Annotated in this window: 23 protein-coding genes; 11 read left to right on the top strand and 12 right to left on the bottom strand. The window is 71.6% G+C overall.

Going from position 1 to position 21,060, the window contains the following annotated elements; all coding sequences use genetic code 11:
• Nucleotides 1–49 precede the first annotated feature (49 nt).
• Complete coding sequence (locus BM339_RS04970; RefSeq protein WP_075020003.1) at nt 50–550, top strand: DinB family protein; 501 nt, start codon at nt 50–52, stop codon at nt 548–550.
• Nucleotides 551–578: 28 nt separating this feature from the next.
• On the opposite strand, the gene BM339_RS04965 is transcribed toward BM339_RS04970, so the two are convergent.
• The 3 genes from BM339_RS04965 to BM339_RS49600 all read right to left on the bottom strand — a co-directional run bounded on the left by BM339_RS04965 (nt 579) and on the right by BM339_RS49600 (nt 2,404).
• Nucleotides 579–1,037, bottom strand: coding sequence for a PaaI family thioesterase (locus BM339_RS04965; protein ID WP_021596518.1), 459 nt, complete (start codon nt 1,035–1,037; stop codon nt 579–581).
• An 87-nt stretch (nt 1,038–1,124) separates the two neighbouring features.
• Nucleotides 1,125–2,048 (bottom strand): arginase family protein, encoded by a 924-nt coding sequence (locus BM339_RS04960; protein ID WP_021596519.1) that lies wholly within the window; start codon nt 2,046–2,048, stop codon nt 1,125–1,127.
• Nucleotides 2,045–2,404 (bottom strand): hypothetical protein, encoded by a 360-nt coding sequence (locus BM339_RS49600; RefSeq protein WP_021596520.1) that lies wholly within the window; start codon nt 2,402–2,404, stop codon nt 2,045–2,047. The genes BM339_RS04960 and BM339_RS49600 overlap by 4 nt, the downstream gene beginning before the upstream one ends.
• Nucleotides 2,405–2,512: 108 nt before the next feature.
• On the opposite strand from BM339_RS49600, the gene BM339_RS04950 reads away from it, so the two are divergent.
• On the top strand, nt 2,513–3,073 hold the full coding sequence (locus tag BM339_RS04950) for a CGNR zinc finger domain-containing protein (RefSeq protein ID WP_244938870.1): 561 nt from the start codon (nt 2,513–2,515) through the stop codon (nt 3,071–3,073).
• 490 nt (nt 3,074–3,563) lie between these two features.
• Complete coding sequence (locus BM339_RS52570) at nt 3,564–3,788, top strand: DUF397 domain-containing protein (RefSeq protein WP_083597248.1); 225 nt, start codon at nt 3,564–3,566, stop codon at nt 3,786–3,788.
• On the opposite strand, the gene BM339_RS04940 is transcribed toward BM339_RS52570, so the two are convergent.
• Nucleotides 3,776–4,687, bottom strand: a complete 912-nt coding sequence (locus BM339_RS04940; RefSeq protein ID WP_075020001.1) for a helix-turn-helix domain-containing protein — start codon at nt 4,685–4,687, stop codon at nt 3,776–3,778. The two genes, BM339_RS52570 and BM339_RS04940, sit on opposite strands and share 13 nt — an antisense overlap.
• Before the next feature lie 450 nt (nt 4,688–5,137).
• Here BM339_RS04940 and BM339_RS04935 point away from each other — a divergent pair, with 450 nt between their 5' ends.
• Nucleotides 5,138–5,776: a nucleotidyl cyclase domain-containing protein gene (locus BM339_RS04935; RefSeq protein ID WP_075020000.1), complete on the top strand. Its 639-nt coding sequence runs from the start codon at nt 5,138–5,140 to the stop codon at nt 5,774–5,776.
• Nucleotide 5,777: 1 nt separating this feature from the next.
• Here BM339_RS04935 and BM339_RS49595 read toward each other — a convergent pair whose 3' ends face one another.
• Entirely contained in the window at nt 5,778–5,936 is a 159-nt protein-coding gene (locus BM339_RS49595) for a hypothetical protein (RefSeq protein ID WP_177287615.1), read from the bottom strand.
• 538 nt (nt 5,937–6,474) lie between these two features.
• Between BM339_RS49595 and BM339_RS04930 the strand changes: the two genes are divergently transcribed.
• Nucleotides 6,475–7,986, top strand: a complete 1,512-nt coding sequence (locus BM339_RS04930; RefSeq protein WP_075019999.1) for a DHA2 family efflux MFS transporter permease subunit — start codon at nt 6,475–6,477, stop codon at nt 7,984–7,986.
• A 118-nt stretch (nt 7,987–8,104) separates the two neighbouring features.
• Here the strand turns inward: BM339_RS04930 and BM339_RS04925 are convergent, their stop codons facing one another.
• Nucleotides 8,105–9,631: an acyl-CoA synthetase gene (locus BM339_RS04925; RefSeq protein ID WP_075019998.1), complete on the bottom strand. Its 1,527-nt coding sequence runs from the start codon at nt 9,629–9,631 to the stop codon at nt 8,105–8,107.
• A 58-nt stretch (nt 9,632–9,689) separates the two neighbouring features.
• Nucleotides 9,690–9,920, bottom strand: a complete 231-nt coding sequence (locus BM339_RS04920; protein WP_021596528.1) for a DUF397 domain-containing protein — start codon at nt 9,918–9,920, stop codon at nt 9,690–9,692.
• A gap of 195 nt (nt 9,921–10,115) precedes the next feature.
• Between BM339_RS04920 and BM339_RS04915 the strand changes: the two genes are divergently transcribed.
• The gene (locus BM339_RS04915) at nt 10,116–10,793 is read left to right on the top strand and encodes an ATP-binding protein (protein WP_024935225.1); all 678 of its coding nucleotides are present in this window, start codon (nt 10,116–10,118) and stop codon (nt 10,791–10,793) included.
• Here the strand turns inward: BM339_RS04915 and BM339_RS04910 are convergent.
• Both BM339_RS04910 and BM339_RS04905 read right to left on the bottom strand, forming a co-directional pair.
• Nucleotides 10,723–12,159, bottom strand: coding sequence for an alpha,alpha-trehalose-phosphate synthase (UDP-forming) (locus BM339_RS04910; protein ID WP_024935226.1), 1,437 nt, complete (start codon nt 12,157–12,159; stop codon nt 10,723–10,725). The two genes, BM339_RS04915 and BM339_RS04910, sit on opposite strands and share 71 nt — an antisense overlap.
• Nucleotides 12,160–12,437: 278 nt before the next feature.
• On the bottom strand, nt 12,438–12,896 hold the full coding sequence (locus BM339_RS04905; protein ID WP_021599560.1) for a DoxX family protein: 459 nt from the start codon (nt 12,894–12,896) through the stop codon (nt 12,438–12,440).
• 116 nt (nt 12,897–13,012) lie between these two features.
• On the opposite strand from BM339_RS04905, the gene BM339_RS04900 reads away from it, so the two are divergent.
• Both BM339_RS04900 and BM339_RS04895 read left to right on the top strand, forming a co-directional pair.
• Nucleotides 13,013–13,474, top strand: a complete 462-nt coding sequence (locus tag BM339_RS04900) for a MarR family winged helix-turn-helix transcriptional regulator (RefSeq protein WP_021599559.1) — start codon at nt 13,013–13,015, stop codon at nt 13,472–13,474.
• Nucleotides 13,475–13,541: 67 nt separating this feature from the next.
• Nucleotides 13,542–14,642: an FAD-binding protein gene (locus tag BM339_RS04895; protein WP_075019997.1), complete on the top strand. Its 1,101-nt coding sequence runs from the start codon at nt 13,542–13,544 to the stop codon at nt 14,640–14,642.
• Here BM339_RS04895 and BM339_RS04890 read toward each other — a convergent pair.
• Nucleotides 14,612–15,208: an HDIG domain-containing metalloprotein gene (locus tag BM339_RS04890; protein WP_075019996.1), complete on the bottom strand. Its 597-nt coding sequence runs from the start codon at nt 15,206–15,208 to the stop codon at nt 14,612–14,614. The genes BM339_RS04895 and BM339_RS04890 overlap by 31 nt on opposite strands.
• A gap of 16 nt (nt 15,209–15,224) precedes the next feature.
• A complete protein-coding gene (locus tag BM339_RS04885; RefSeq protein WP_024935227.1) occupies nt 15,225–15,743 on the bottom strand; it encodes a YbaK/EbsC family protein in 519 nt (172 codons plus the stop codon).
• A gap of 104 nt (nt 15,744–15,847) precedes the next feature.
• On the opposite strand from BM339_RS04885, the gene BM339_RS04880 reads away from it, so the two are divergent.
• From BM339_RS04880 to BM339_RS04870, 3 genes are read left to right on the top strand one after another with little or no spacing between them, the layout of a single operon-like run.
• Nucleotides 15,848–16,540, top strand: coding sequence for a FadR/GntR family transcriptional regulator (locus BM339_RS04880; protein WP_177287614.1), 693 nt, complete (start codon nt 15,848–15,850; stop codon nt 16,538–16,540).
• Nucleotides 16,537–17,925 (top strand): hypothetical protein, encoded by a 1,389-nt coding sequence (locus BM339_RS04875; protein ID WP_218163562.1) that lies wholly within the window; start codon nt 16,537–16,539, stop codon nt 17,923–17,925. Before BM339_RS04880 ends, BM339_RS04875 begins: the two co-directional genes overlap by 4 nt.
• Nucleotides 17,922–19,724, top strand: coding sequence for a GMC family oxidoreductase (locus BM339_RS04870; protein ID WP_075019995.1), 1,803 nt, complete (start codon nt 17,922–17,924; stop codon nt 19,722–19,724). The genes BM339_RS04875 and BM339_RS04870 overlap by 4 nt, the downstream gene beginning before the upstream one ends.
• A 51-nt stretch (nt 19,725–19,775) precedes the next feature.
• Here BM339_RS04870 and fdhA read toward each other — a convergent pair whose 3' ends face one another.
• The gene (gene fdhA / locus BM339_RS04865; protein WP_021599984.1) at nt 19,776–20,990 is read right to left on the bottom strand and encodes a formaldehyde dehydrogenase, glutathione-independent; all 1,215 of its coding nucleotides are present in this window, start codon (nt 20,988–20,990) and stop codon (nt 19,776–19,778) included.
• Nucleotides 20,991–21,060: the final 70 nt, after the last annotated feature.

Here is a 21,060-nt window from a genome sequence, read left to right as displayed (position 1 = left end):
AGGTCATCCCGCGTCTGGCAAGACTGGGCAGGTCAGGAAGGAGACCACCGTGCCCAGCACCACGCGCGGCAAGCGCCGCGGCGACACCCCGCCGCCCAGGACCGGGAACGACGAGGCCGAGACCCTGCGCGGATTTCTCGACTATCTGAGAACATCGATCGCCGCGAAGGTCGAGGGGGCGCCCGAACCGCAGGTGCGAACGGCCGCGGTGCCGTCGGGCACGAACCTGCTCGGCCTGCTCAACCACCTGACCTTCGTCGAGCGCTCGATGTTCCTCGGCGACAGGGTCACGAACTGGCAGGCGACGTTCCGGGCCGCGTCCACCGACAGCGTGGCCGACGTCGTCGCCCGCTACCGGGAGGCGGTCGAGCGCGCGAACGACGTGCTCGACGGGTGCGCCGACCTCGGTGCCCCGGTCCCCCGGCCGGCGTCCGGGAAGCCCGCCCCCAGCGTCCGCTGGGCGCTCACCCACATGATCGAGGAGACCGGCCGCCACGCGGGCCACGCGGACATCCTCCGCGAGCTGATCGACGGCGCGACCGGACGCTGACACCCCCGCACGCCAGGTCTCCGGGGCCTCAGACGGCCGACGGCGCCTGGTCGAGGTCGATGACCCGGGCGAGGGCGGTCGCGGTGGCGAGGGTCGCTCCGCCGGAGTCGGTGAGTAACGCCTCCAGATGGGCCAGGTCGCCGTCGCGGCGGACGACGCGCCCGCGGCCGAACACCCAGCCCGGACGAGCCGGACGCTGGAACTCGGTCTTCAGTTCGAGCGTGGACTGGAACTGGCCGGGCCCGAGCGTGGCCAGTAACGCGGGTCCGACTGTGTCGTAGAGCATCGCGGCGAGGAACGCCCCCAGGACATTGCCCACGGGATTGGTGAAGTCCTCGGAGGCGTTGAACGCGAGCTCGACGGTGCCCCGAGGATCCGCTTCCAGGATCTCCATCCCCAGCGTGGCCGCCGCGCGAGGCAAGGGCGCCCTGCCCTCGACGGCGTCCCAGAACGGCCCGGAGCGTTCACTCGTCGGTTCGTCGTTCATTCGGTCCCTTTCTTGCCGAAGTACCAGGGTGGGGCGGGGCGCCGCACGCGCTTTGGACGTATTCGGCCGGCCGCGGCGTTCCCTCCGTCACGGCCGCGCGGATCGTCTCGCCCGGCCGCCGAGACCACCGAGACCGTCGACGATGACGTCGGCGAGGAACCGCGCGTGTTTCCCGTCGGGATCCAGGTCGGGGTCGAAGATGCACACCTCGGCTCCGACCGCGTCACCGGCCAGCTCCGCGAGGAGTACGGTCAGCTGCCGGGCGTCGAGACCGCCGGGGGCGGGGCTGTCGACGGCGGGCATGAAGGCCGGGTCGAGGACGTCCACGTCGACATGGAGCCAGTACCCGTCGAGTCCTTCGGCGGCGAGCGTGCTGCGGATCCGGTCGAGCGCGGCGGCGGGATCGGCGATCCACCGGCTCGCCGGGACCACGGTGCCGAGGACGCCGCGCACCTCGTTGATCGCGTCGTCGTCATCCCGGCAGCCGACGTGGACGACGTGCTCGGGGGCGAAGTACGGGGCCAGTCCCTCGATGTCGGACACCGCCGGGTAATGCAGGCCGACGGCGGCCGCGAGGTCCTCGCCGGCGACGCTCGCGCAGGCCTCCGAGTTTCCGGGATGGCGGAAGTCGGTGTGCCCGTCGATGTGGACGAGACCGTGGCGGCCCGTGCGGGACAGCGCGACCCCGGCGCCTATCAGGACGCTGCAGTCGCCTCCGAGGACGAGCGGGGCTCCCCCGCCGGCGATGATCGACTCGATGCGGTCGCCCAGCCGGACCGCGTGGTCGACGAGCGCGTCCTCATTGCGCACCCTCCCCGTCCCGGCGCGCCAGTCGTCGACGTAGCGGCCCGCGAGGACGGTCCCGGCGTCCTGCGCTCCCTCGTCCAGGAGCCGGCGATGGAGGCCGGCCTCGCGCAGGGCCTCCGGCGCCTTGGCGCATCCGGGGACGCTCGTCGGTTGCGGCGGGCGCAAGCCGAGGTTCGTCGGCGCGGCCAGAATCGAGAGGGTCATCGGTCCTCCCCGGTCAGGCGTCCTGTGAGCCATTCCATTGCCATCGGCCCCACACCTCCCGGGACGGGCCTGCCGGTCACGGGATCGAACGGCACGTCCACCCATGCCACGACGTCTTCGCACAGGTAGGTGTGGTAGTCGCCGATCGCGGGCGAGTCGAGGTACTGGCTACCGCCGTGGCTGGTCCTCGCGTCCACGTACACGACGAGCGCGGGCGCCGCGTCCTCGCGTGCGAACAGCGCGTCCACCAGTTCGGGGAACGTCCGCCGGAAGGGCGTCCTGTTGCGCCACATGGAGACGGTCCCGCAATAGCCGTGCTCGCGCAGCTCGCCTTCGAGGTCTGTCCATGGCGGCATTCGGTCTCCTGACTTCCCGGTCAGATAACCTGCGAGGAAGTTAGGCGGTTATCCGGAGCAGTGTCAACCAGTGACTCACTTTACCGGTTAGGGCCTCGGAGGCAGAGCGTGCGAGAGCTTCCCCCGTCGATGCGCCTCACCATCGACTTCCTCAACACCGTCGACGTCGAGGAGGGCACCGACATCCTCGGCGACGGTCCGGCCGCGCTGGCGGACTGGCTGGTCGAGAAAGAACTGTGCCGCTCCAGACCGACACTGACGGCGGCGGACGTCACGGCGGCGACGGACCTGAGACGCGGCCTGCGCGCGCTGGCACTGGCCAACACCGGGGAACCGGTCGCCACAGATGACGTCCATGCCGCCCAGAAGGTTCTCGCCACGCTGCCCTTCGAGATGCGCCTCCCGGTCGACACCGCGACCGGCCCCGTCTTCACCACGGCGTCCGACGACGTCCTGTCCGACGCTCTGGGACAGATCGCCACCGCCTACCACGCCGCCGCGATCCGGGGCGACTGGTCGCGCGTGCGGCGCTGCCCGGCATCCGACTGCGCCTGGGTCTTCTGGGACTCCTCCAAGAACGCGTCCAGGCGATGGTGCTCCATGCGCGTCTGCGGCAACCGAGCAAAAACCCGAGCCTTCGCCGAACGCAACAAACCCACCCCCACCTGAGCGGGTCGCCGTACCTTCGAGGTCGAGCGGAAAGGCACCGGAGCGTCGGCCATCCTGAGACGGGTTGTACTGTGTTCCGGGCACTTGGGAAGCTTTGCCGCGAACGAGCCGGCAACGTCCGGCGCAGTCTCCACATCGTCACTTTCGCGGCCGTTGCCCGTTGCATCACGTCTTGCGACGTATCACCGCATATCCCTTTCTCGCGTGGCGCATGGCGTTGCACCTTAGATCGACAAATATGTATCCCTTCCGGTATTGCCCGATCACTGCGCGGCAGGCACCCTGGATACTCGCGCCACTGCACTCCCACTCGGAACACCTGGCGCACCAAAAGGGACATTGGGTACATATAGCCCACTACTCCCTTTGCTCGGGCGGCGGCCGATACTACCCGGTATAACCGACACGCCCGACCCGACTGCGCTACACATGGACGCGCCAGGCGGATCAATCGCCTCAAAACCGTGGGTCGACACGAAGGACCACCACTATGCCCGATGAATGCGCGCAGACCAAAACACCTGATCCCGATCCAAATATCAACGATTTGGAGTGGCGCCGAAGTTGCTCTAATGACTCAAACTGCCTCGAGATAGCTTCAACGCCTTCAGGCGAGATCTTGGTACGAGTCTCCACAAACCCCTCTGTTGTCCTCCGCTTCACCCAGGCGACGTTCTCGCAATTCATAAAGAAAATAAAAACTCACACATCCTGACCGGACATCAACCCGGCCGCCGGCGGCTCGCCGGAGTTCCACTCATCGGCCAATTGAGATATCCGAAGCATGGACTCGTCCGCCGAAAGCGAGATCGACCTCAACGCGTCCCAGCACATTCGGTACATGTGGGTGATGCTGTCGTCCTGCAGTTCGGCCATCGTCGATAGATTGTCTATATAGACGACATCGGGGAATTTCACGTCGTAGGTCGGAGCGAACTCCAGAAGCGTGAAGGTTTCCGAGAAGACGGGCTCCCTGGGCTTGTCCAGTGGAAGAACGTGGATCTGCACGTGCGGCAGGGCCGCCAGCTCCAGCAGACTCGCCAGCTGCCGTCTCATAACACCTCGATCGCCGATGAGCCGCAGCAGGACGGACTCATCGATCACGGCGGAGATGGCGAGCGGTCGCTCCCGATGCAGCAGTTGCCGGCGGCGCATCCGCAACTCCAGGCGTCGCGCGACCTCGCGGGGGGTGGAAACGGCGATCACCCGTCCGCTCTCCAAGACGGCGTGCGCGTACTCCTCGTCCTGGAGAAGCCCCGGGACTGCGTACGCCGTGAAGGTCATGGCCGCCCGAGCCTCGTCCTCCAGCGCCACATAGGCACCGAATTTCTCGGAAAGCACATCACGGTACTCGGCCCACCACCCCGGTTGCGTCGCCGACTGAGCGAGGGCCAGGACCTCGCCCATGTGCGCTTCGTCCACTCCGTACAACTCAAGGAGCAGGCGCACATCAGAGACACGGACACCGATACGGGCTGTCTCTATCCGGCTTAGTTTGGAGGACGACCAATCGAGTCGTGCCGCGGTCTCCTCGACCGTGTCGCCGAGTCGCTCTCTCAGACGTCGCAACTCGGCGCCGAGCCGGCGTCGGCGGACGGTCGGCGCTGCTGCCACCTTGCCTCCCAGCGGATCGGGTTCGGCCTCCCACGGCCCGGACAGTCACCGTCGAGCAAGTTGCACTGCAAGGATACGTCTACAAAACGGGAGTAACCAGACCTCGCTGGAGCCGATCCTCTCCCTCTGACATCATCGGATCTCCCGTGGTCCTAACAACTTTCCCCATGGATACACAAGCGAGCCTCGACGATGCATCTGGCCATGCACCTTGCATCAAGCACGGAAAGGCCGCAAACTACAAATGGTCGCTCTTCTCTCCGGCGACCGACCTTCGTCGCACCATCCGGGTCCCCCCGAATCCGAATGGTCTGCGCGATCATGTCCCCGGGACGACTCGTCTCGGCACGGACGCATTCCGGCTGTTGATTCGCGCGGCCGATCCTCCCGAGTCCGATCCGGGATGCGGGGGGCACCGGCGTACCGGCCGCGCGGGATTGGGGGCGCTCGGTGAGCAGCAACCCTGTGCACAGGAGCATTCTCGTCGTCGATCTGGAGAACTCGACGGCGGCACTTCGCACGAATCCGGTCAAGCAGGAGCTGCGGAGCCAGGTCTACGGGCACCTACGGAAAGCCATGGCGAACACCGGGATCGACGATCGGTGGTGTGACCGGTTCGAGGATCGTGGAGACGGTGTTCTCGCCCTGTTCCATCCCGTCGATGAGTTGCCAAAAACATACCTGCTGTCAAGACTGATCCCGGGCCTCGCCCAGCAACTCATCGACTACAACCGGTCCCTCCCGGAAGCCGAACTGCCCAGCCGGAGCATGCGCATGCGGGCCGTGCTGCACGCGGGGGAAGTGCACCGGGACGAGAACGGGCCGTTCGGGGAGGCCATCGATCTGGCGTGCCGGTTACTGGATGCCCAGCGGGTGAAGAAGTGCCTCCGCACGAGCCTGTCGCCTCTCGTGCTCGTGGTCTCGGAGGACATCTACTGGGGCATCGTGCGCCATGGGTACGACGGGATCTGTCCCGCGTCGTACAAGCCGGGGCTCCGCGTCTTGGTCGGCGATCGGCGGCGGCAGGGCTACGTCCACGTGCCGCCGGCGCCGGACGCGGAGGGGAAGCGGTCCATGGCCGTGGCTTGAGTCAGGCAGGGCGGGCTTCCAGGACGGTGACGGCGGGGGCTTGGGCGGGGGTGCCGGTGGGGCGGAGGCCGGCATCGTGGAAGAGCCGCTCGTACTGGGAGCGGGTGCGTTGCAGGCCGCCGCTGGTCATCGCGAGCACTTCGAGGTCGAGCCACTTCATGCGGGACGGGGCACGGACTCGAAGAAGTCGCCGCCGGCCATCCGGCAGCGGCCCGCCGCGACGGCCTGGCCGATGGGGCCGGCGCCGGCGTCCACGATCGTCTCGCCGTGGGCGAACTCGCAGGCGGCGACGAGGGGGGCGATGAACCGGCCGGGCCGCCACGCTGACCGCCTGGGAGACCCAGCCGCGCGTGAGCAGGCCCGGATGGTGTGGAGTTTCTCTCGCCGGGGGCGATGAGTTTCGGGCGGGACGCGGGTCGGCCCTCGTGGAGCGCGAGGGAGGTTGTGATGTCAGGTCCGTCACACTTCGTTGACCTCGATCGCGATTGAGGTCGGAGGGTGAGGGACGTGGAGCAGGGCGGATTTGTCGGACCCCGCTGGAATACTCCCGGAGAGCGCCAAGTTTAATGGTTCGCGAAAGTGTCAGTCGCTGCAGTATTTTGCGACGGTATCCCCTGAGACGTGCCCGACGGCCCCCGCGTGCCCGCATGCGGGGCTTGACGATTGGATGAGAGTTGACCACTCCCGCATCTCCAAAGATGGCGGACGGCCCACTGAAGGAACCCGCCGCCGGCGATGGTCTCGACCGCGGCGTGCTCGCGGTCGCCGGTGTCGTGGTCCTCGGCGCGATCATGTCGATCCTGGACGTGACCGTCGTCAATGTGGCCATCAACGACCTGGCGAAAGAGTTCAACACCCCCCTGGCGACCATCCAGTGGGTCGCGACGGGCTACACGCTGGCACTGGCCACGGTGATCCCGATCACCGGATGGGCCTCCGCGCGGTTCGGCACCAAGCGGCTGTACATGATCTCGATCGGGCTGTTCGTGATCGGCTCGATGCTGGCCGGGATCGCCTGGTCGGCGGAGTCGCTGATCGCGTTCCGGGTGCTGCAGGGCCTCGGCGGCGGCATGATCATGCCGGCCGGCATGACGATCCTCACCCAGGCGGCGGGGCCGCAGCGGGTCGGCCAGGTGATGAGCATCGTCGGCGTGCCGATGCTGCTCGGCCCGATCCTCGGCCCGATCCTGGGCGGCTACCTCGTCGACGACGTCTCGTGGCGCTGGATCTTCTTCATCAACCTGCCGATCGGGATCGTCGCGCTGCTGCTGTCGGCGCGGATCCTCAAGCGGGACGAGCCGAAGCCGGCCGAGCGGCTGGACTTCATCGGCCTGCTGCTGCTGTCCCCCGGCCTGGCCACGCTGATCTACGGGGTGGCCCGGGGCGCCGAGATGAAGGACTTCCTGAAGACCGAGCCGCTGGCGTTCACTGTCGTAGGCACCGTGCTGGTCCTCGGCTTCGTCGTCCGGGCGCTGAACGCCCGGAACCCGCTGATCGACCTGCGGCTGCTGAAGCGGCGCTCGGTGGCGGCGGCGTCCGGCACGATGGTGCTGTTCATGATCGCGTTCATGGGCGCGATGCTGCTGCTGCCGCTGTACTACCAGATCGTGCGCGGCGAGGGCGCCCTGCAGTCCGGCCTGCTGCTGGCCCCGCAGGGCCTCGGCGCGATGGTCACGATGCCGATCGGCGGGAAACTCACCGACCGGATCGGCCCCGGCCGGGTCGTGCTCGTCGGCATGGTGGTCGTGGTGCTGTCGGTGTCGGGCTTCGCCGCGATCCTCGAGGCCGACACGTCCTACTGGGCGCTGGGCGGGGCGCTGTTCGTGATGGGCCTCGGCATGGGCATGACGATGATGCCGACCATGGCGGCCGCGATCCAGACGCTCGTCCACGACGAGGTGCCGCGCGCGAGCACGATGCTGAACATCATCCAGCAGGTGTCGTCCTCCATCGGCACCGCGATGATCTCGGTGCTGCTGGCCAACCGGCTGGCGTCCGAGCTGGGCGGCGGGGCCGGCGGTGAGATCGGCAGCACCGAGAAGGTGCCGCCGGCGATCATGGAGAAGATCGCCGGGCCGATGGCCGACGCGTTCCAGCACACCTACTGGTACTCGGCGGGGCTGCTGCTCCTGGCCTTCCTGCCGGCGCTGCTGCTGCCGCGCAGAAAGCCGGAGACCGCGGGCGTCGACGCGCCCATGCCGATGCACTGAGCCGTCTCCCGGCGTCCGGGCGACGCCGGGAAGGGCCGTTGAGAACGTCTCTGGCGCGTTCCACGCCCCGGCCGGACCCCTGGGGGACCCGGCCGGGGTTTCGCCTTCCTGGGCGCTCTCAGGACTTGGCAGCGGCCCAGTACTCGTCCTTCAGCAGCCGCTTGTAGAGCTTGCCGGTCGGGTGGCGCGGCAGCTCGGCACGGAAGTCGACCGAGCGCGGGCACTTGTAGTGGGCGAGCTGGTCGCGGCAGTACGCGATCAGCTCCGCTTCGAGCGCGGGGCCCGCGTCGTCCAAGGACAGGGGCTGGACGACCGCCTTGACCGCCTCCCCCATCTCCGCGTCCGGGACGCCGAACACCGCCACGTCGGCGACCTTCGGGTGGACCGCGAGGACGTTCTCGGCCTCCTGCGGGTAGATGTTCACCCCGCCGCTGATGATCATGTAGGCGCGGCGGTCGGTGAGGTGGAGGAAGCCGTCCCCGTCCACGTAGCCGACGTCGCCGAGGGTCGTCCAGCCGTGCCCCCACGGGTCGCGGGACGCGGCGGTCTTCTCCTCGTCGGCGTGGTACTCGAACGTGGGGCCGTTGCCGAAGTAGAGCGTCCCGGACTCCCCCGGCGGAAGCTCGCGGCCGTTCTCGTCGCAGACGTGGACCTCACCCAGGATGGGGCGGCCGACGGTGCCCTTGTGGGCCAGCCAGTCCTCGGAGTTGGTGTAGACGAAGCAGTTGCCCTCGGTACCGGCGTAGTACTCGTGCAGGATCGGCCCCCACCAGTCGATCATCTGCTCCTTGACGGGGACGGGGCAGGGCGCGGCGGCGTGGACGGCGGCGCGCAGCGACGACACGTCGTAACGGGCGCGCGTCTCCTCCGGGAGCTTGAGCATCCGGATGAACATGGTCGGCACCCACTGGCTGTGCGTGACGCGGTACTTCTCGATCGTCGCGAGAGCCTGCTCGGGGTCGAACTTCTCCATCACCACGACGGTCGAGCCGCACCTGTGGAAGACGAGCGAGTAGCGCAGCGGCGCGGCGTGGTAGAGCGGCGCCGGGGACAAGTACACCGAGTCGGCGTCGGCCTGGAACAGGCCGGTGATGAGCATGTAGAGGGCCCCTGGCTCGCCCATGGGCGCCAGCGACAGCGGCGGTTTCACGCCCTTGGGGCGGCCCGTGGTGCCGGACGAGTAGAGCATGTCCGAGCCCTCGCACTCGTCCTCGACGGGCGTGGCGGGGTGGCCCGCCACGCGCTCCTCGTAGGACTCGTAGCCGGGAGCCGTGCCGCCGAGCATGAGGCGCAGCGGCACGTCCGGCGGGGTCTGCGCGGCGGCCTCCATCGACGCGCTGGTGATGAAGGCCTTGGCCTCGCAGTTGTCCACGATGTAGGCGAGCTCCTCGTGCTGGAGCCGCGAGCTGATGGCGGTGTAGTAGAGCCCGGAGCGCTGTGCCGCCCAGGCGATGGCCAGGTAGAGCGGATGGTTCTCCAGCATGAACGCGATGTGGTCCCCCGGGCGCAGCCCCTCCGCGCGGAGCAGCTGCGCGAGCCGGTTGGACTCCTCGTTCAGTTCCCGGAAGGTGACGACCCGCCCGGAGCCCGCCATGATCACGGCGGGCTTGTCGGGCGTCTGAGCTGCGATCTGCCCCAGGTGCATGGCCGCAACCTACCGGGCCGGACCACCTAATGGAATCACATTCGGTTTCTGGGGTGGGTCATACGAGCATGTGGTCGAAGTCACCGTCCTTCGCTCCGCCCACGAACGCCTCCACCTCCTCGCGCGTGTAGACGAGGATCGCTCCCTCAGGGTCCCTGGAGTTGCGCACTGCGATCTCCCCGTTGGGGAGTTCGGCCATCTCGACACAGTTGCCGGACGGGTTGCTCCGCCGGCTCTTCTGCCAGACGAGCGCGCTGCGCCGGACGTCCGACATGTGGTGGCCGTCCATCTTTGCCCCCTCTAGGCGTCTCGGCCTCCCTCGTCGGGAGACCGGCGATCTCGCCCCACCCCACACAATGGTACGAGATGCACGTGCATTCGTTCTTGCATTGGTTCATGCAGACGGTCTTGCATCTGCACGGCTTGGGGAGCAAGATAGCGAACGCTCACCGGTGACAACCCCGCACGCCTCTGAGGTTTGACCATGACCGTTGACCAGGCAGACGAAGTCGCAGTCCCCGCCGCCATGGGGCGTGGCCGGCCGCGGCACGCCTCGGACGTCCACGCGCCCTGGCCGGACGCGCCGCCGATGACGATCGGCCCGAACGTCCCCGCGCCGGCCGCGAGCGTCCCGGCCACCGCGCCCGGGCTCGCCGGGCTCTGGCCGGCCCCGCACGCGGGCCCCCCGCGCACCGCGCGGCGCGTGCTGCCCGCCGAGATCACAGCGCCCCGATCGGCGCGCGAGTTCACCCAGGTCACGCTGGACGCGTGGGGCCTCACCGGCGACGCGGGCGACGTGGTCGTCGCGGTGTCGGAGCTGGTGACCAACGCGCTCCGGCACGGCCTGGAGGGGCTCCCCCAGCCGCTGCCGCTGTGCCCCATCCAGCTCGTCCTGATCGGGCACCCGCGCCGGCTGCTCGTCTCGGTGACCGACCCGGGCGCCCGCGCGCCCGAGCCCGCCCCGAGCGACCCGGGCCGGTTCGTCGAGGGCGGCCGCGGGCTCCTCGTGGTCGGCGCGATCAGCGACGCCTGGGGCTGGGCTCGGCTCGCGACGGGCGGCAAGGCCGTCTGGGCGGCCTTCGACCTGCGGGTCAGCTCTCCAGAGCCGCGGGAAGCGCCGGCTGGGCGGGCACCGGCCGCGCCGGATTCTCCAGCTCGCTGAGGAAGTCCTGGGCCCACCGGTCCACGTCGTGCTCGATGACGCGGCGGCGCATGGAGCGCATCCGCCGGGCCTGCTCCGCGGGCTCGGCGTGCAGCGCGTCCAGCAGCGTGCCCTTGAGGCCGTCGATGTCGTAGGGGTTGACCTGGAACGCTCCGCGCTTCAGCTCGGCCGCTGCGCCGGTGAACTCGCTGAGCACGAGCGCGCCGCGCAGGTCCCTGCGGCAGGCGACGTACTCCTTGGCCACGAGGTTCATGCCGTCGCGCAGCGGGGTCACCACCATCACGTCCGCGGCCAGGTAGAGCGCGGTCAGCTCGGGTCGGTCATACGAGCTGTGCAGATAGTGGATGACCGGAAACCCGATCTCGCCGTGTTCCCCGTTGATCCGCCCCACCAGCTGCTCGATCTCCTCCCGGAGCAGCTGGTACTGCTCGACGCGCTCCCGGCTCGGCGTCGCGATCTGCACGAAGACGGCCTGGCCCGGCTTGATGTGGCCGTCCTCGAACAGCTCCCCGAAGGCCTGGAGCCGCTGGGTGATGCCCTTGGTGTAGTCCAGCCGGTCGACGCCGAGCAGGACGGTCGCGTCGCCGAGGTCGGTGCGGATCTCCTGCGCGCGCTCCCGCACGTCCTCGCGCCCCACCAGGTCGTGCAGCTCGCCCACGTCCACCGAGATGGGGAACGCGCGGGCGCGCACGACCCGGTCGTCCCAGAAGACGTCCTGCTTGACGTAGCGGGCGTCGAGGAGCCGGCGGCAGAGGCGCACGAAGTTGGCCGCCGCGCCCGGGAGCTGGAAGCCGACCAGGTCGGCGCCGAGCAGCCCCTCCAGGATGCGCCGCCGCCACGGCAGCTGCCAGAACAGCTCCACCGGCGGGAACGGGATATGGAGGAAGAAGCCGATCCGCAGGTCGGGACGCAGCTCGCGCAGCATCCGCGGGACGAGCTGGAGCTGATAGTCCTGCACCCAGACGATCGCGTCCTTGGCGGCGACCTTCGCCGCGGCCTCGGCGAACCGCTGGTTGACGCGCACGTAGGCGTCCCACATCGCCCGGTCGTAGACCGGAGTGGCCACGACGTCGTGGTAGAGCGGCCAGAGCGTGGCGTTGGAGAAGCCCTCGTAGTAGAGCCGCACCTCGTCGGCGGACTGCGCGATGGGGTGCAGCGCCATGCCGTCCTCCTCGAACGGCTCCAGCTCCTCGTCGGGCGCGCCCGTCCACCCGATCCACGTGCCCTTCCTGCGCCGCATCACCGGGGCGATCGCGCTGACCAGGCCGCCGGGACTGCGCCTCCACCGGGGGACGCCGTCGGCGCCGACGTTCCGGTCCACCGGCAGCCGGTTGGCCACCACCACGAATTCACTACCGCTCGACACCTGCGACCCGCCTCTCCAGGAACTCTCAGCGATCACTCATGCCCAGAAACGGTCATCGGGAACATTGTGTCATTTCGACGCAAAGGACCCGGTATCCGCAAAGGCGGATGTCAGGCGGGCGGGGCGGCGGCACGGGCGTATTGGAGCGGGCCATAATCCTTTCCCGGCAGGTGACCGCTGTCGAGCCCGCTGTCACGGCGGCCACCCGGACACCGAAAAAGTTACCCAGATCACACCGCGGCAGGCGCCCGCACGCGCGAGCGGCGGAGACCTGTTGATCACACGTTGACGGACGCCCGGCCGGAGGCGCTCTCGGGGCGGCGCCCCCAGAGGACGGCGTCCACGGAGAAGCGCCCGGCGCCCGTGAGGGTGAAGAGCAGCGCGGCGGCGGCGAGGACGAGCACGTACTCGTACCCGCCCTCCTGGGAGAACAGGCCCTTGCCCATGTGGACGTACCAGAACGCGCCCGCCATGTTCAGCGCGATGAGCACGCCGGCGACCGGCACCAGGACGCCGGCGACGAGCGCGGCGCCCCCGAGCAGCTCGACCCAGGTGGCGTAGCCGGCGGCGAGTCCGGGCAGCGGGATGCCGAGGTGGTCGAAGGACCGGGCGACCTCGGCGTGCCCGGTCTCGGCGAGCTTCTGCCAGCCGTGCGCGATGAAGATCACGCCGACCGCGAGCCGGCCGATGAGCAGCCCGGCGTCGGGGAGCGCGGGAGGGCGGCGAGTCGGGAGCATGCCTCGTCTCCTTCACGTGGGGGTCCCATGGAACCGGCGGAGCGCCGGCCGAAATGATTCAAATTCAGACCATCTAGAAACTTCAAGGGTGTTTTCATGCCAACTAGAATCACCGCATGGACGATGCCGGGGCCCCGCTCGAACCGCGCGAGCTGCGCGCCTGGATGGCCTTCCTGGCGGCGGGCCACCTGATCGAGCACGAGGTCGAGCGGCAGCTCAAGCGGGACGGCGGGCTGTCCCACCCCGAGTTCGAGGTGCTGCTCAGGCTGTCGGCCGCCGAGGGCGAGCGGATGCGCATGTCCGACCTCGCGCGCGAGGTGATGGTCTCCAAGAGCCGGCTCACCTACCAGGTCACCCAGCTCGAACGGGCCGGGCTCGTCAAGCGGACGGCCTGCGAGTCCGACCGCCGGTCGGTGTGGGCGGAGCTGACGGACGCGGGCACCGCCGCCCTCGCCGCGGTCCGTCCCGGGCACCGCGAGGTCGTCCGCGAGGTGCTGATCGAGGTGCTGACGCCGGAGGAGATCGACCTGCTGGGCGACGCGCTCAGCCGCGTCGCCGGGCGGCTGCGGGAGCGGTGAGCGCGCGGCTCGGCTACCGTGATCGGCCTGAGCCGCGACGGAGCACACGACCGGCGGGAGCGCGACGATGCGGGACTTCGGGGGGATCGTCGAGGCCGCGCCCGCGCGGACCGTCCGGCCCGAGTCGGCGGACGAGGCCGCGGCCGCCGTCCGCGACGCCGCCGCGCGGAACCTCGACATGGTGCCGCGGGGCCTCGGGCACTCCACGTACGGCCAGTCGCTGACGGCCGGCGTCTCCCTCGACCTGCGCGGCCTCGCGGGCGTCCGGGTGACCGGCACCGACCGGGCGGTCGCCGGCGCCGGGGCCACCTGGCGCGAGGTCCTCGCCGCGACGCTTCCGCTCGGGCTCACCCCTCCCGTGCTGACCGACCATCTGGACGTGACGGTCGGCGGGACGGTCTCCGCGGCCGGCGTCGGCGGGACGTCCCACCGGCACGGCACGCAGGCGGACAACGTCCTCGACCTGGACGTCGTGGTGGACGGCGAGCCCGTGACCTGCTCCCCCGCCGTCCGGCCGGAGGTCTTCGACGCCGTCCGCGCCGGGCTCGGGCGGCACGGCGTCATCACCGGGGTGACGCTGCGGCTCGTCCCGGCACCGGAGCGGGTGCTGTCCTGCACGGTTCCGTGCCGGGACGCGGCCGACCTGCTCCGCGTCCAGCGCGAGGTACAGGCCGAGCACATCTCAGGGCAGGTCAAGCCATCGGACGGCGGCTGGGTGTTCGAGGCCAAGGCCGTCCTGTACGGGGACGAGGGCGAGCCGCCGCCCGGCACCACCGAGACCGAGGAGCTCTCCTACCTCGACTTCTGCGACCGCCTGCGCCCCGACGTCGAGGAGCTGATCGCGCTCGGCGAGTGGGCGCGGCCGCATCCCTGGGGCATGGTCTTCCTGCCCGGCTCAGCCGCCGCCTCCGTCATCACGGCGACGCTCGCGGGCATGACCACGGCGGACCTCGGCCTCAGCGGGGTGATCCTGGTCAAGGCGCTGCGGGTCGGGCACGTCCCGATGCTGGCCGCGCCGGAGGACCCCGTCCTGTTCAGCCTGCTGCGCACCGCGTCGCCGGGCTGCGCGCCCGTCCCGGACATGCTCGCGGCGAACCGGGCGCTGCTCGACCGCGCCACCGCCGCCGGCGGCACCCGCTACGCCGTGGACTCCGTCCCGGCGGGGTAGGCGGACTGGAAGGCCAGGCGCCGGTCGGCACCCGCGGCGAGCCGGTCGCAGACGTCGTCCAGGTCCATGAAGACCTGCCACTTCTCCTGCCCGGACACGGCGGCGAGGACGTCCACGAGCCGCTGCTCCAGGTCGGGGACGCGCTTGGCCTTCCACACATTGTCGGCGAGGCTGACCAGCAGGTCGCCGACGCCGATGTCCGGCCCGTCCCAGGACGCGTGGGTGCGCGCGAAGCGGGCCAGCCGCTCCTCGACGCCCCGCTCGCGCAGGAGGGCGTGGCCCGCCCGCTCGTGCTCGGCGCCCGGGCCGGTCAGCTCGGCCGGGTGCAGCGCCTTGCCGATGTCGTGGGTGGCCGCGCCGAACAGCACCGCCTCCGCGTCGACGGCGAGGGCCGGGTGACGGTCGGCCGCCCAGGCGACCAGCTCGGCGGCCACGTCGTGGACGGCGCGCAGGTGCGCCGCGAGGCGCGGCGGGGCGCCGAGGTCCTCCAGGAGGCGGGCGGCCCGCTCCGGCAGCGGGCGCGGGCCCGGGTCGGTCAGCGCGCGTCTCAGGCCGTCGGACGTCATGCGCGGTCGCCCGCGCTCACAGTGCCAGGGCGAGGACCTCGGCGCCGGGGAGGGCGGCGACGGCCTTGCCGGGGAGGAGGATCTTGGACTTGCGCAGGCCGCTGCCGATGACGACGTGCGGAGCGGCGGCGACGGCCTCGTCCACCAGGATCGGCCAGCCCTCCGGAAGGCCGACCGGGGTGATGCCGCCGTACTCCATGCCGGTGAGCGCGGTGGCGTCGGCCATCGGCGCGAACGACGCCTTCCGGGCGCCGAGGTGCTTGCGGACGACGCCGTTCACGTCCGCGCGGCCGGTCGCGAGGATCATGCACGCGGCGTAGGTGACCTCGCCGCCCCGCTTCGCGGCGACGACCACGCAGTTCGCGCTGGCGTCGAGGGGCACGCCGTAGCGCTCGCAGAACGCGGCGGTGTCGGCGAGCTCCGGGTCGATCTCGGCGGCCTCCGCGCCCGGCAGCCCGCCGATCGCGGCGGCGACCGGATCGGCCAGCAGGTCGCGCCGGCCGTCCGCCGGTTGCCAGTCGAGCGTGCCGACCATGTCTCCGTCCCCTCTCGTGATCCCGGTCTCCACCCTGCCACGCCCTTGACGCCAATGCCCGTGGCGTGGTCCAGTGGCTGAGCCACTGGACCTCTGGAGGTAGCGTGCCGTCCACACCGATCCCCCGCGACACGGTCGTCGACTCGCTCGTCGACCGGCTGCGCGACGACGTGCTGAGCGGCCGCTACCCGCCGGGCTCCTACCTGCCCCCCGAACGCGACCTCGCCGCCGGCTACGCGGTGACCCGCACGTCGCTGAAGCACGCGATCGTCCGGCTCGCGCAGGCGGGGCTGCTGGAGACGCGGCACGGCGTCGGGACCCGGGTCCGCGACTACGAGCGGCTCGGCGGCCCCGAACTGCTGCCGATGCTGGTCAGCACGGTCGGGCCGGCGTGGATGGCGGAGATCTTCGAGGTGCGCCGCGAGGTCGGCGCGCAGGTGGCGGCCAAGGCGGCGGCCAACGCGACCGGCGAGCACCGGGCCCGGCTGCGGGACCTGGCCGCGCAGGTCCGGGACGCCGCCGACGGCGACGCGGCCCAGCTCGCCGAGTGCGAGATCCACCGGGTCATCGCGGCGGCCACCGGCAACCGGGTGTACGGCTTCATGGTCAACGCCCTGCTGAACGCCTACCTCGCCGTCCGGGACGGTTTCGCGCACGCCTTCAAGGACCCCGCCGCGGCGGCCGGCAGGCTCGCCCCCCTCATCGACGCCCTGTGCGACGGCGACGCGGACCGGGCGCGCGCCGCGGCGACCGCCTACTTCACCGAGACCGAAGCGATCATGACGGGCCGACGATGACCGAGAGCGTGACGAAAGCCGGCCGGAGCACGGTGTTCCGAGAGGTGATGGAGGGGATTCTGCGGGTCGCCGGCGAGGACGCCGAGCGCCCGATGCGGCTCGAACTCGTGGCCACTCTGCCCGAGGTCCTCCGGCCCTGGGGGGACGTGGAAGGCGAGCTGACCGGGCGCGTGCACGTCCCCGGCTGGGCGGACGACCGTGCGGCGGTGGGGACGCTACGCGTGGCGCCGATCGCCGCGCGCCGGATCCGCTACACGCTGGAGTTCACGGCGGACGACGGCCGCAGGATGCGCCTGGACGGCTGGAAGACCGTCAGCGCGCGGCGGCCCGTCCGGTCGATGACGGTCCTGCCGCTCACGGTGACCGGCGCGGACGGGACCGTGGCCGGCGAGGCGCGGCTGCGCTTCGACGTCCGGCGGGACCTCGTGCGCTTCCTCCGCGGCTTCCGCTTCCCGGGCCCCGATCCGATGCGGTCGCGCTGGCGGGGACAGGCCGGGCGGCTGGAGGTCTGGTACACGACGCTGACCGACCCGGCGACCGGCACGGGCTTCTGGATCCACCACGAGCTGGTCGCGCCGGACGAGGGCGAGGCGCGGGCGCACGGCTGGGCCGCCGTCTTCCCGCCCGGCGAGCAGCCCGTGCTCGCGCGGTTCGGCCCGCACGGGTGGAGCCGTCCCGCTGACGCCGCGTTCGCGGCCGGGCCCGTCGCGCAGACCGGCGGCGGGCTCACCGGCTCGGCGGGCGCGATCACCTGGGATCTGCGCGAGTCGGGCGGCGGGCGGCCGCTGTTCACGTTCCCGCGCTGGGCGTGGGCGTCGGAGCTGCTGCCCGCCGCGCAGATCGTCCCGAAGCCCGCGGCGGCCTACGACGGCGAGGTGCGGTTCGGCGACCGCGTCCTCGCCCTGGACGGCGCGCCCGGCGCGTCCGCCCGCATCTACGGGCACGGGAACGCGCGGCGCTGGGCGTGGCTGCACGCCGACCTCGGCGGCGGCGACGTGTGCGAGATCGTGGCGGCCGTCTCGACGCGCCCGGGGATGAACCGGCTGCCACCGCTGCCGTTCGTCCGGCTCCGGGTGGACGGCGCCGACCTGCCCTCCGGCGACCCGCTGCTCGCGGCGCTCCGGCTGCGCGCCGACGTCCGCCTGCCCACCTGGACGGTCCGCGGCCGCATCGGCGACCGGGGCCTGCACGTGACGGTGACGCTGCCGCCGGAGGAGACCGTGCCGGTCGACTACGCCGACCCGGACGGCGCCCCGGCGGTCTGCCACAACTCCGAGCGCGCCCATGTCCGGATCGTCCTGGCCCGGCGGTCCGGGGACGGCTGGGAGACCGAGCGCGAGTGGCGGCTCGACGGCACCGGGCACGCGGAGGTGGGGCTGCGATGAACGCGATGACCGGGACGGTCGCGGCGCTGCTCGGCATCGAGGACGCCGACGACCTGGCCCGCGTCGCGGCCCGCGCGGAGGCCCTCGGCCGGGCGCTGCCCGCCCCCGCGCGGCTCGGGCTGCGCGCCGGGGCGGGCACGCTGGACGCGCTGTCGCGCCTCGCCACCGGGCACCCCCTGGAGGCCCTGGACGCCGACCGCCGGGACGCGTTCTGCGCGCTCCTGACGTCCCGCGAGCCGGGGGCCCGGCTCGTCGAGACGCTGAAGATCCCGCTGCTGCTCGCCGCCGGCACCGAGCTGCTGCCGCCGCCCCGGGCCGCGGGCGACCCGCGCCCGGACGCGCCGCTGGACTGCACGCCGTCCGCGGACTGGCCGTCCTGCTCGACCGCCGACGCCGTCGTCATCGGGTCGGGGGCGGGCGGGGCGATGGCCGCGCGGACCCTCGCCCGGCGCGGCATGTCGGTCCTCGTCCTGGAGGAGGGGCGGCGCTTCACGGTGGCCGAGTTCCGCGACCGGCCGCCGCTCGACCGGTTCCTCGACCTGTACCGGGACGGCGGCTCGGCCGTCGCGCTCGGCCGCCCGCCCGTGCTGCTGCCCGAGGGCAGGGCCGTCGGCGGGACGACCGTCGTCAACAGCGGCACCTGCTACCGGACGCCGGACCGCGTCCTCCGGCGGTGGGCGGGGCTGGGCGTCCCGGTCGACGGCTTCGGCGCCCACCTCGACGAGGTGGAGGCCACCCTGCGGGTCACGCGGCAGCCGGTCGCGCCGCTCGGCCGGAACGGGCTGCTCGCCCTGGAAGGCGCGGAGCGGCTCGGCTGGCGGGCCGCGCCGCTGCGCCGCAACGCCCCGGACTGCCGGGGCAGCGGGCAGTGCGCGGCCGGCTGCCCGCACAACGCCAAGTACGGCGTCCACCTGAACGCGCTCCCCCAGGCCTGCGCGGCGGGGGCGCGCATCGTGACCGAGGCGCGGGCCGAACGCGTGCTGGTCGAGCGCGGCAGCGCCACCGGAGTGCGGGCGCGGCGCCCGGACGGCACGTCCTTCGAGATCCTCTCCCCGCGCGTCGTCGTCGCGGCGGGAGCCACGCAGACCCCGCTGCTGCTGCGGCGCTCCGGCCTCGGCGGGCACCCGCGGCTGGGGCGCGGGATGGCCGTCCATCCCGCCACGAACGTCGCCGGGCGCTTCGCCGAGCCGGTCGTGTCGTGGTCGGGGGTGATGCAGAGCGTCGGCATCGAGGAACTGCACGGCGACGGGATCCTCATCGAGGCGACGGCGAGCCCGCCCGGCATGAGCTCCTTCCCGCTGCCCGGCGCGGGACGGGCGCTGCGCCGCGAGCTGGAGAACGCCGACCACCTCGCCGTGCTCGGCGCGATGATCGCCGACGCCCCGTCCGGCCGCGTGCACGGCCGGAACCGGGCCCTGGTCCGCTACGACCTGGCCCGGGAGGACGCCGCCCGGCTGCGGCGCGCGCTCGTCGCGATGGGCCGGATCCTGTTCGCCGCCGGGGCGGCCGAGGTGCTCACCGGCCTGCCCCGCCGCCCGGTCGTCCGGGACGAGGCCGAGCTGACGCGCGCGGTGGCGATGGCGCCCGCCGCCGACCTGCATCTGGCCGGGTTCCACCCGACCGGCACGGCGAAGCTCGGCGCCGACGGCGCGCGGGCGCCGGCAGACCCGGCCGGACGGCTGCGGGGCGTCCGCGGCGTGCACGTCGCGGACGCGTCCGTCCTGCCGAGCTGCCCGGAGGTGAACCCGCAGCTCACCATCATGGCGATGGCGCTGCGGATCGCCGAGGGCATCGGCTGAGCCGCGGCGGGTTCGCGAGCGCGCCGGTCCGCGAGCCCGCCGCACCCGGGGTCAGACCCCGGCCCCGACCAGCCCGTGCGGGTCGAGGATGACCTTCTCCGCCGCGCCGCGGTCGAACTCGGCGTAGCCCTGGGGCGCCTGCTCCAGCGGCATGACGATCGCGTGCACGTTGCGCGCGATCTGCACCTTGTCGTGCAGGATCGCCATCATCAGCTGCCGGTTGTACTTCATCACCGGGCACTGGCCCGTGGTGAAGACGTGCGACTTCGCCCAGCCGAGGCCGATCCGCAACCCGAGCTGCCCGACCTTGGCGTTCTCGTCCGGAGCGCCCGGGTCGCCCGTCACGTACAGGCCGGGGATGCCGAGCGCGCCGGCCGCGCGGGTGATGTCCATCAGCGTGTTGAGGACGGTCGCCGGGTGCTCCTTCGCCGCCCCCTCGGGACCGTGGCCGCGCGCCTCGAACCCGACGCAGTCGACGGCCGCGTCGACCTCGGGGACGCCGAGGATCTGCTCGATCTGCTCGGCCACGTTGGCGTGCTGCGACAGGTCGATCGTCTCGCAGCCGAAGGCGCGGGCCTGCGCCAGCCGCTCCGCGTTCATGTCGCCGACGATCACGACGGCGGCGCCGAGCAGGTGGCAGGCGGTGGCGCAGGCGAGCCCGACCGGGCCGGCCCCGGCCACGTACACGGTGGAGCCGGTGGTGACGCCCGCGGTGTAGGCGCCGTGGTAGCCGGTCGGGAAGATGTCCGACAGCATCGCGAGGTCGGGCAGCTTCGCCATCACGGTGTCGCGGTCGCCGGGGAACTTCAGCAGGTTGAAGTCCGCGTACGGGACGACCGCGTACCGGGCCTGGCCGCCGTGCCAGCCGCCCATGTCGACGTAGCCGTACGCCGCGCCCGGACGCTCGCGGTTGACGTTCTCGCAGACGCCGGTGTTGCGCTCCTTGCAGTTGCGGCAGCGCCCGCAGGCGATGTTGAACGGGACGCTGACGAGGTCGCCCTCCTTGACGAACTCGACGTCCCTGCCGGTCTCCACCACCTCGCCGGTGATCTCGTGGCCGAGCGTCAGCCCGGCGGGCGCGGTGGTCCGGCCGCGCACCATGTGCTGGTCGGACCCGCAGATGTTGGTGGCGAGGACCTTGAGGATGACGCCGTGCTGGAGCTTGCGGCCCGACTGCTCGGCCAGCTCGAGCTTGGGGAAGTCCAGCTCCTCGACCGTGACCTTCCCCGGCCCCTGGTACACGACGCCCTTGTTGGTGTCCGTCACGACCTTCTCCCTTCTCGTCGAGGGTCGGTCGTGGCCATACCCGTTTCCTACCTGTTAGTCCGTTTCCGCG

It is taken from the genome of Actinomadura madurae (assembly GCF_900115095.1).
GTDB lineage: Bacteria > Actinomycetota > Actinomycetes > Streptosporangiales > Streptosporangiaceae > Spirillospora > Spirillospora madurae.
The sequence above is the reverse complement of the archived record's forward strand: the minus strand, read 5'-3'. Positions and strand labels throughout refer to the sequence as shown.

Excerpts from the sequence above, each read along its gene's own strand:
- BM339_RS04965 (WP_021596518.1), bottom strand. The coding sequence starts at position 1,037 with ATGAACGACGAACCGACGAGTGAACGCTCCGGGCCGTTCTGGGACGCC.
- BM339_RS04960 (WP_021596519.1), bottom strand. The coding sequence starts at position 2,048 with ATGACCCTCTCGATTCTGGCCGCGCCGACGAACCTCGGCTTGCGCCCG.
- BM339_RS49600 (WP_021596520.1), bottom strand. The coding sequence starts at position 2,404 with ATGCCGCCATGGACAGACCTCGAAGGCGAGCTGCGCGAGCACGGCTAT.
- BM339_RS52570 (WP_083597248.1), top strand. The coding sequence starts at position 3,564 with ATGCCCGATGAATGCGCGCAGACCAAAACACCTGATCCCGATCCAAAT.
- BM339_RS49595 (WP_177287615.1), bottom strand. The coding sequence starts at position 5,936 with ATGAAGTGGCTCGACCTCGAAGTGCTCGCGATGACCAGCGGCGGCCTG.
- BM339_RS04930 (WP_075019999.1), top strand. The coding sequence starts at position 6,475 with ATGGCGGACGGCCCACTGAAGGAACCCGCCGCCGGCGATGGTCTCGAC.
- BM339_RS04925 (WP_075019998.1), bottom strand. The coding sequence starts at position 9,631 with ATGCACCTGGGGCAGATCGCAGCTCAGACGCCCGACAAGCCCGCCGTG.
- BM339_RS04920 (WP_021596528.1), bottom strand. The coding sequence starts at position 9,920 with ATGGACGGCCACCACATGTCGGACGTCCGGCGCAGCGCGCTCGTCTGG.
- BM339_RS04915 (WP_024935225.1), top strand. The coding sequence starts at position 10,116 with ATGACCGTTGACCAGGCAGACGAAGTCGCAGTCCCCGCCGCCATGGGG.
- BM339_RS04905 (WP_021599560.1), bottom strand. The coding sequence starts at position 12,896 with ATGCTCCCGACTCGCCGCCCTCCCGCGCTCCCCGACGCCGGGCTGCTC.
- BM339_RS04900 (WP_021599559.1), top strand. The coding sequence starts at position 13,013 with ATGGACGATGCCGGGGCCCCGCTCGAACCGCGCGAGCTGCGCGCCTGG.
- BM339_RS04895 (WP_075019997.1), top strand. The coding sequence starts at position 13,542 with ATGCGGGACTTCGGGGGGATCGTCGAGGCCGCGCCCGCGCGGACCGTC.
- BM339_RS04890 (WP_075019996.1), bottom strand. The coding sequence starts at position 15,208 with ATGACGTCCGACGGCCTGAGACGCGCGCTGACCGACCCGGGCCCGCGC.
- BM339_RS04885 (WP_024935227.1), bottom strand. The coding sequence starts at position 15,743 with ATGGTCGGCACGCTCGACTGGCAACCGGCGGACGGCCGGCGCGACCTG.
- BM339_RS04875 (WP_218163562.1), top strand. The coding sequence starts at position 16,537 with ATGACCGAGAGCGTGACGAAAGCCGGCCGGAGCACGGTGTTCCGAGAG.
- BM339_RS04870 (WP_075019995.1), top strand. The coding sequence starts at position 17,922 with ATGAACGCGATGACCGGGACGGTCGCGGCGCTGCTCGGCATCGAGGAC.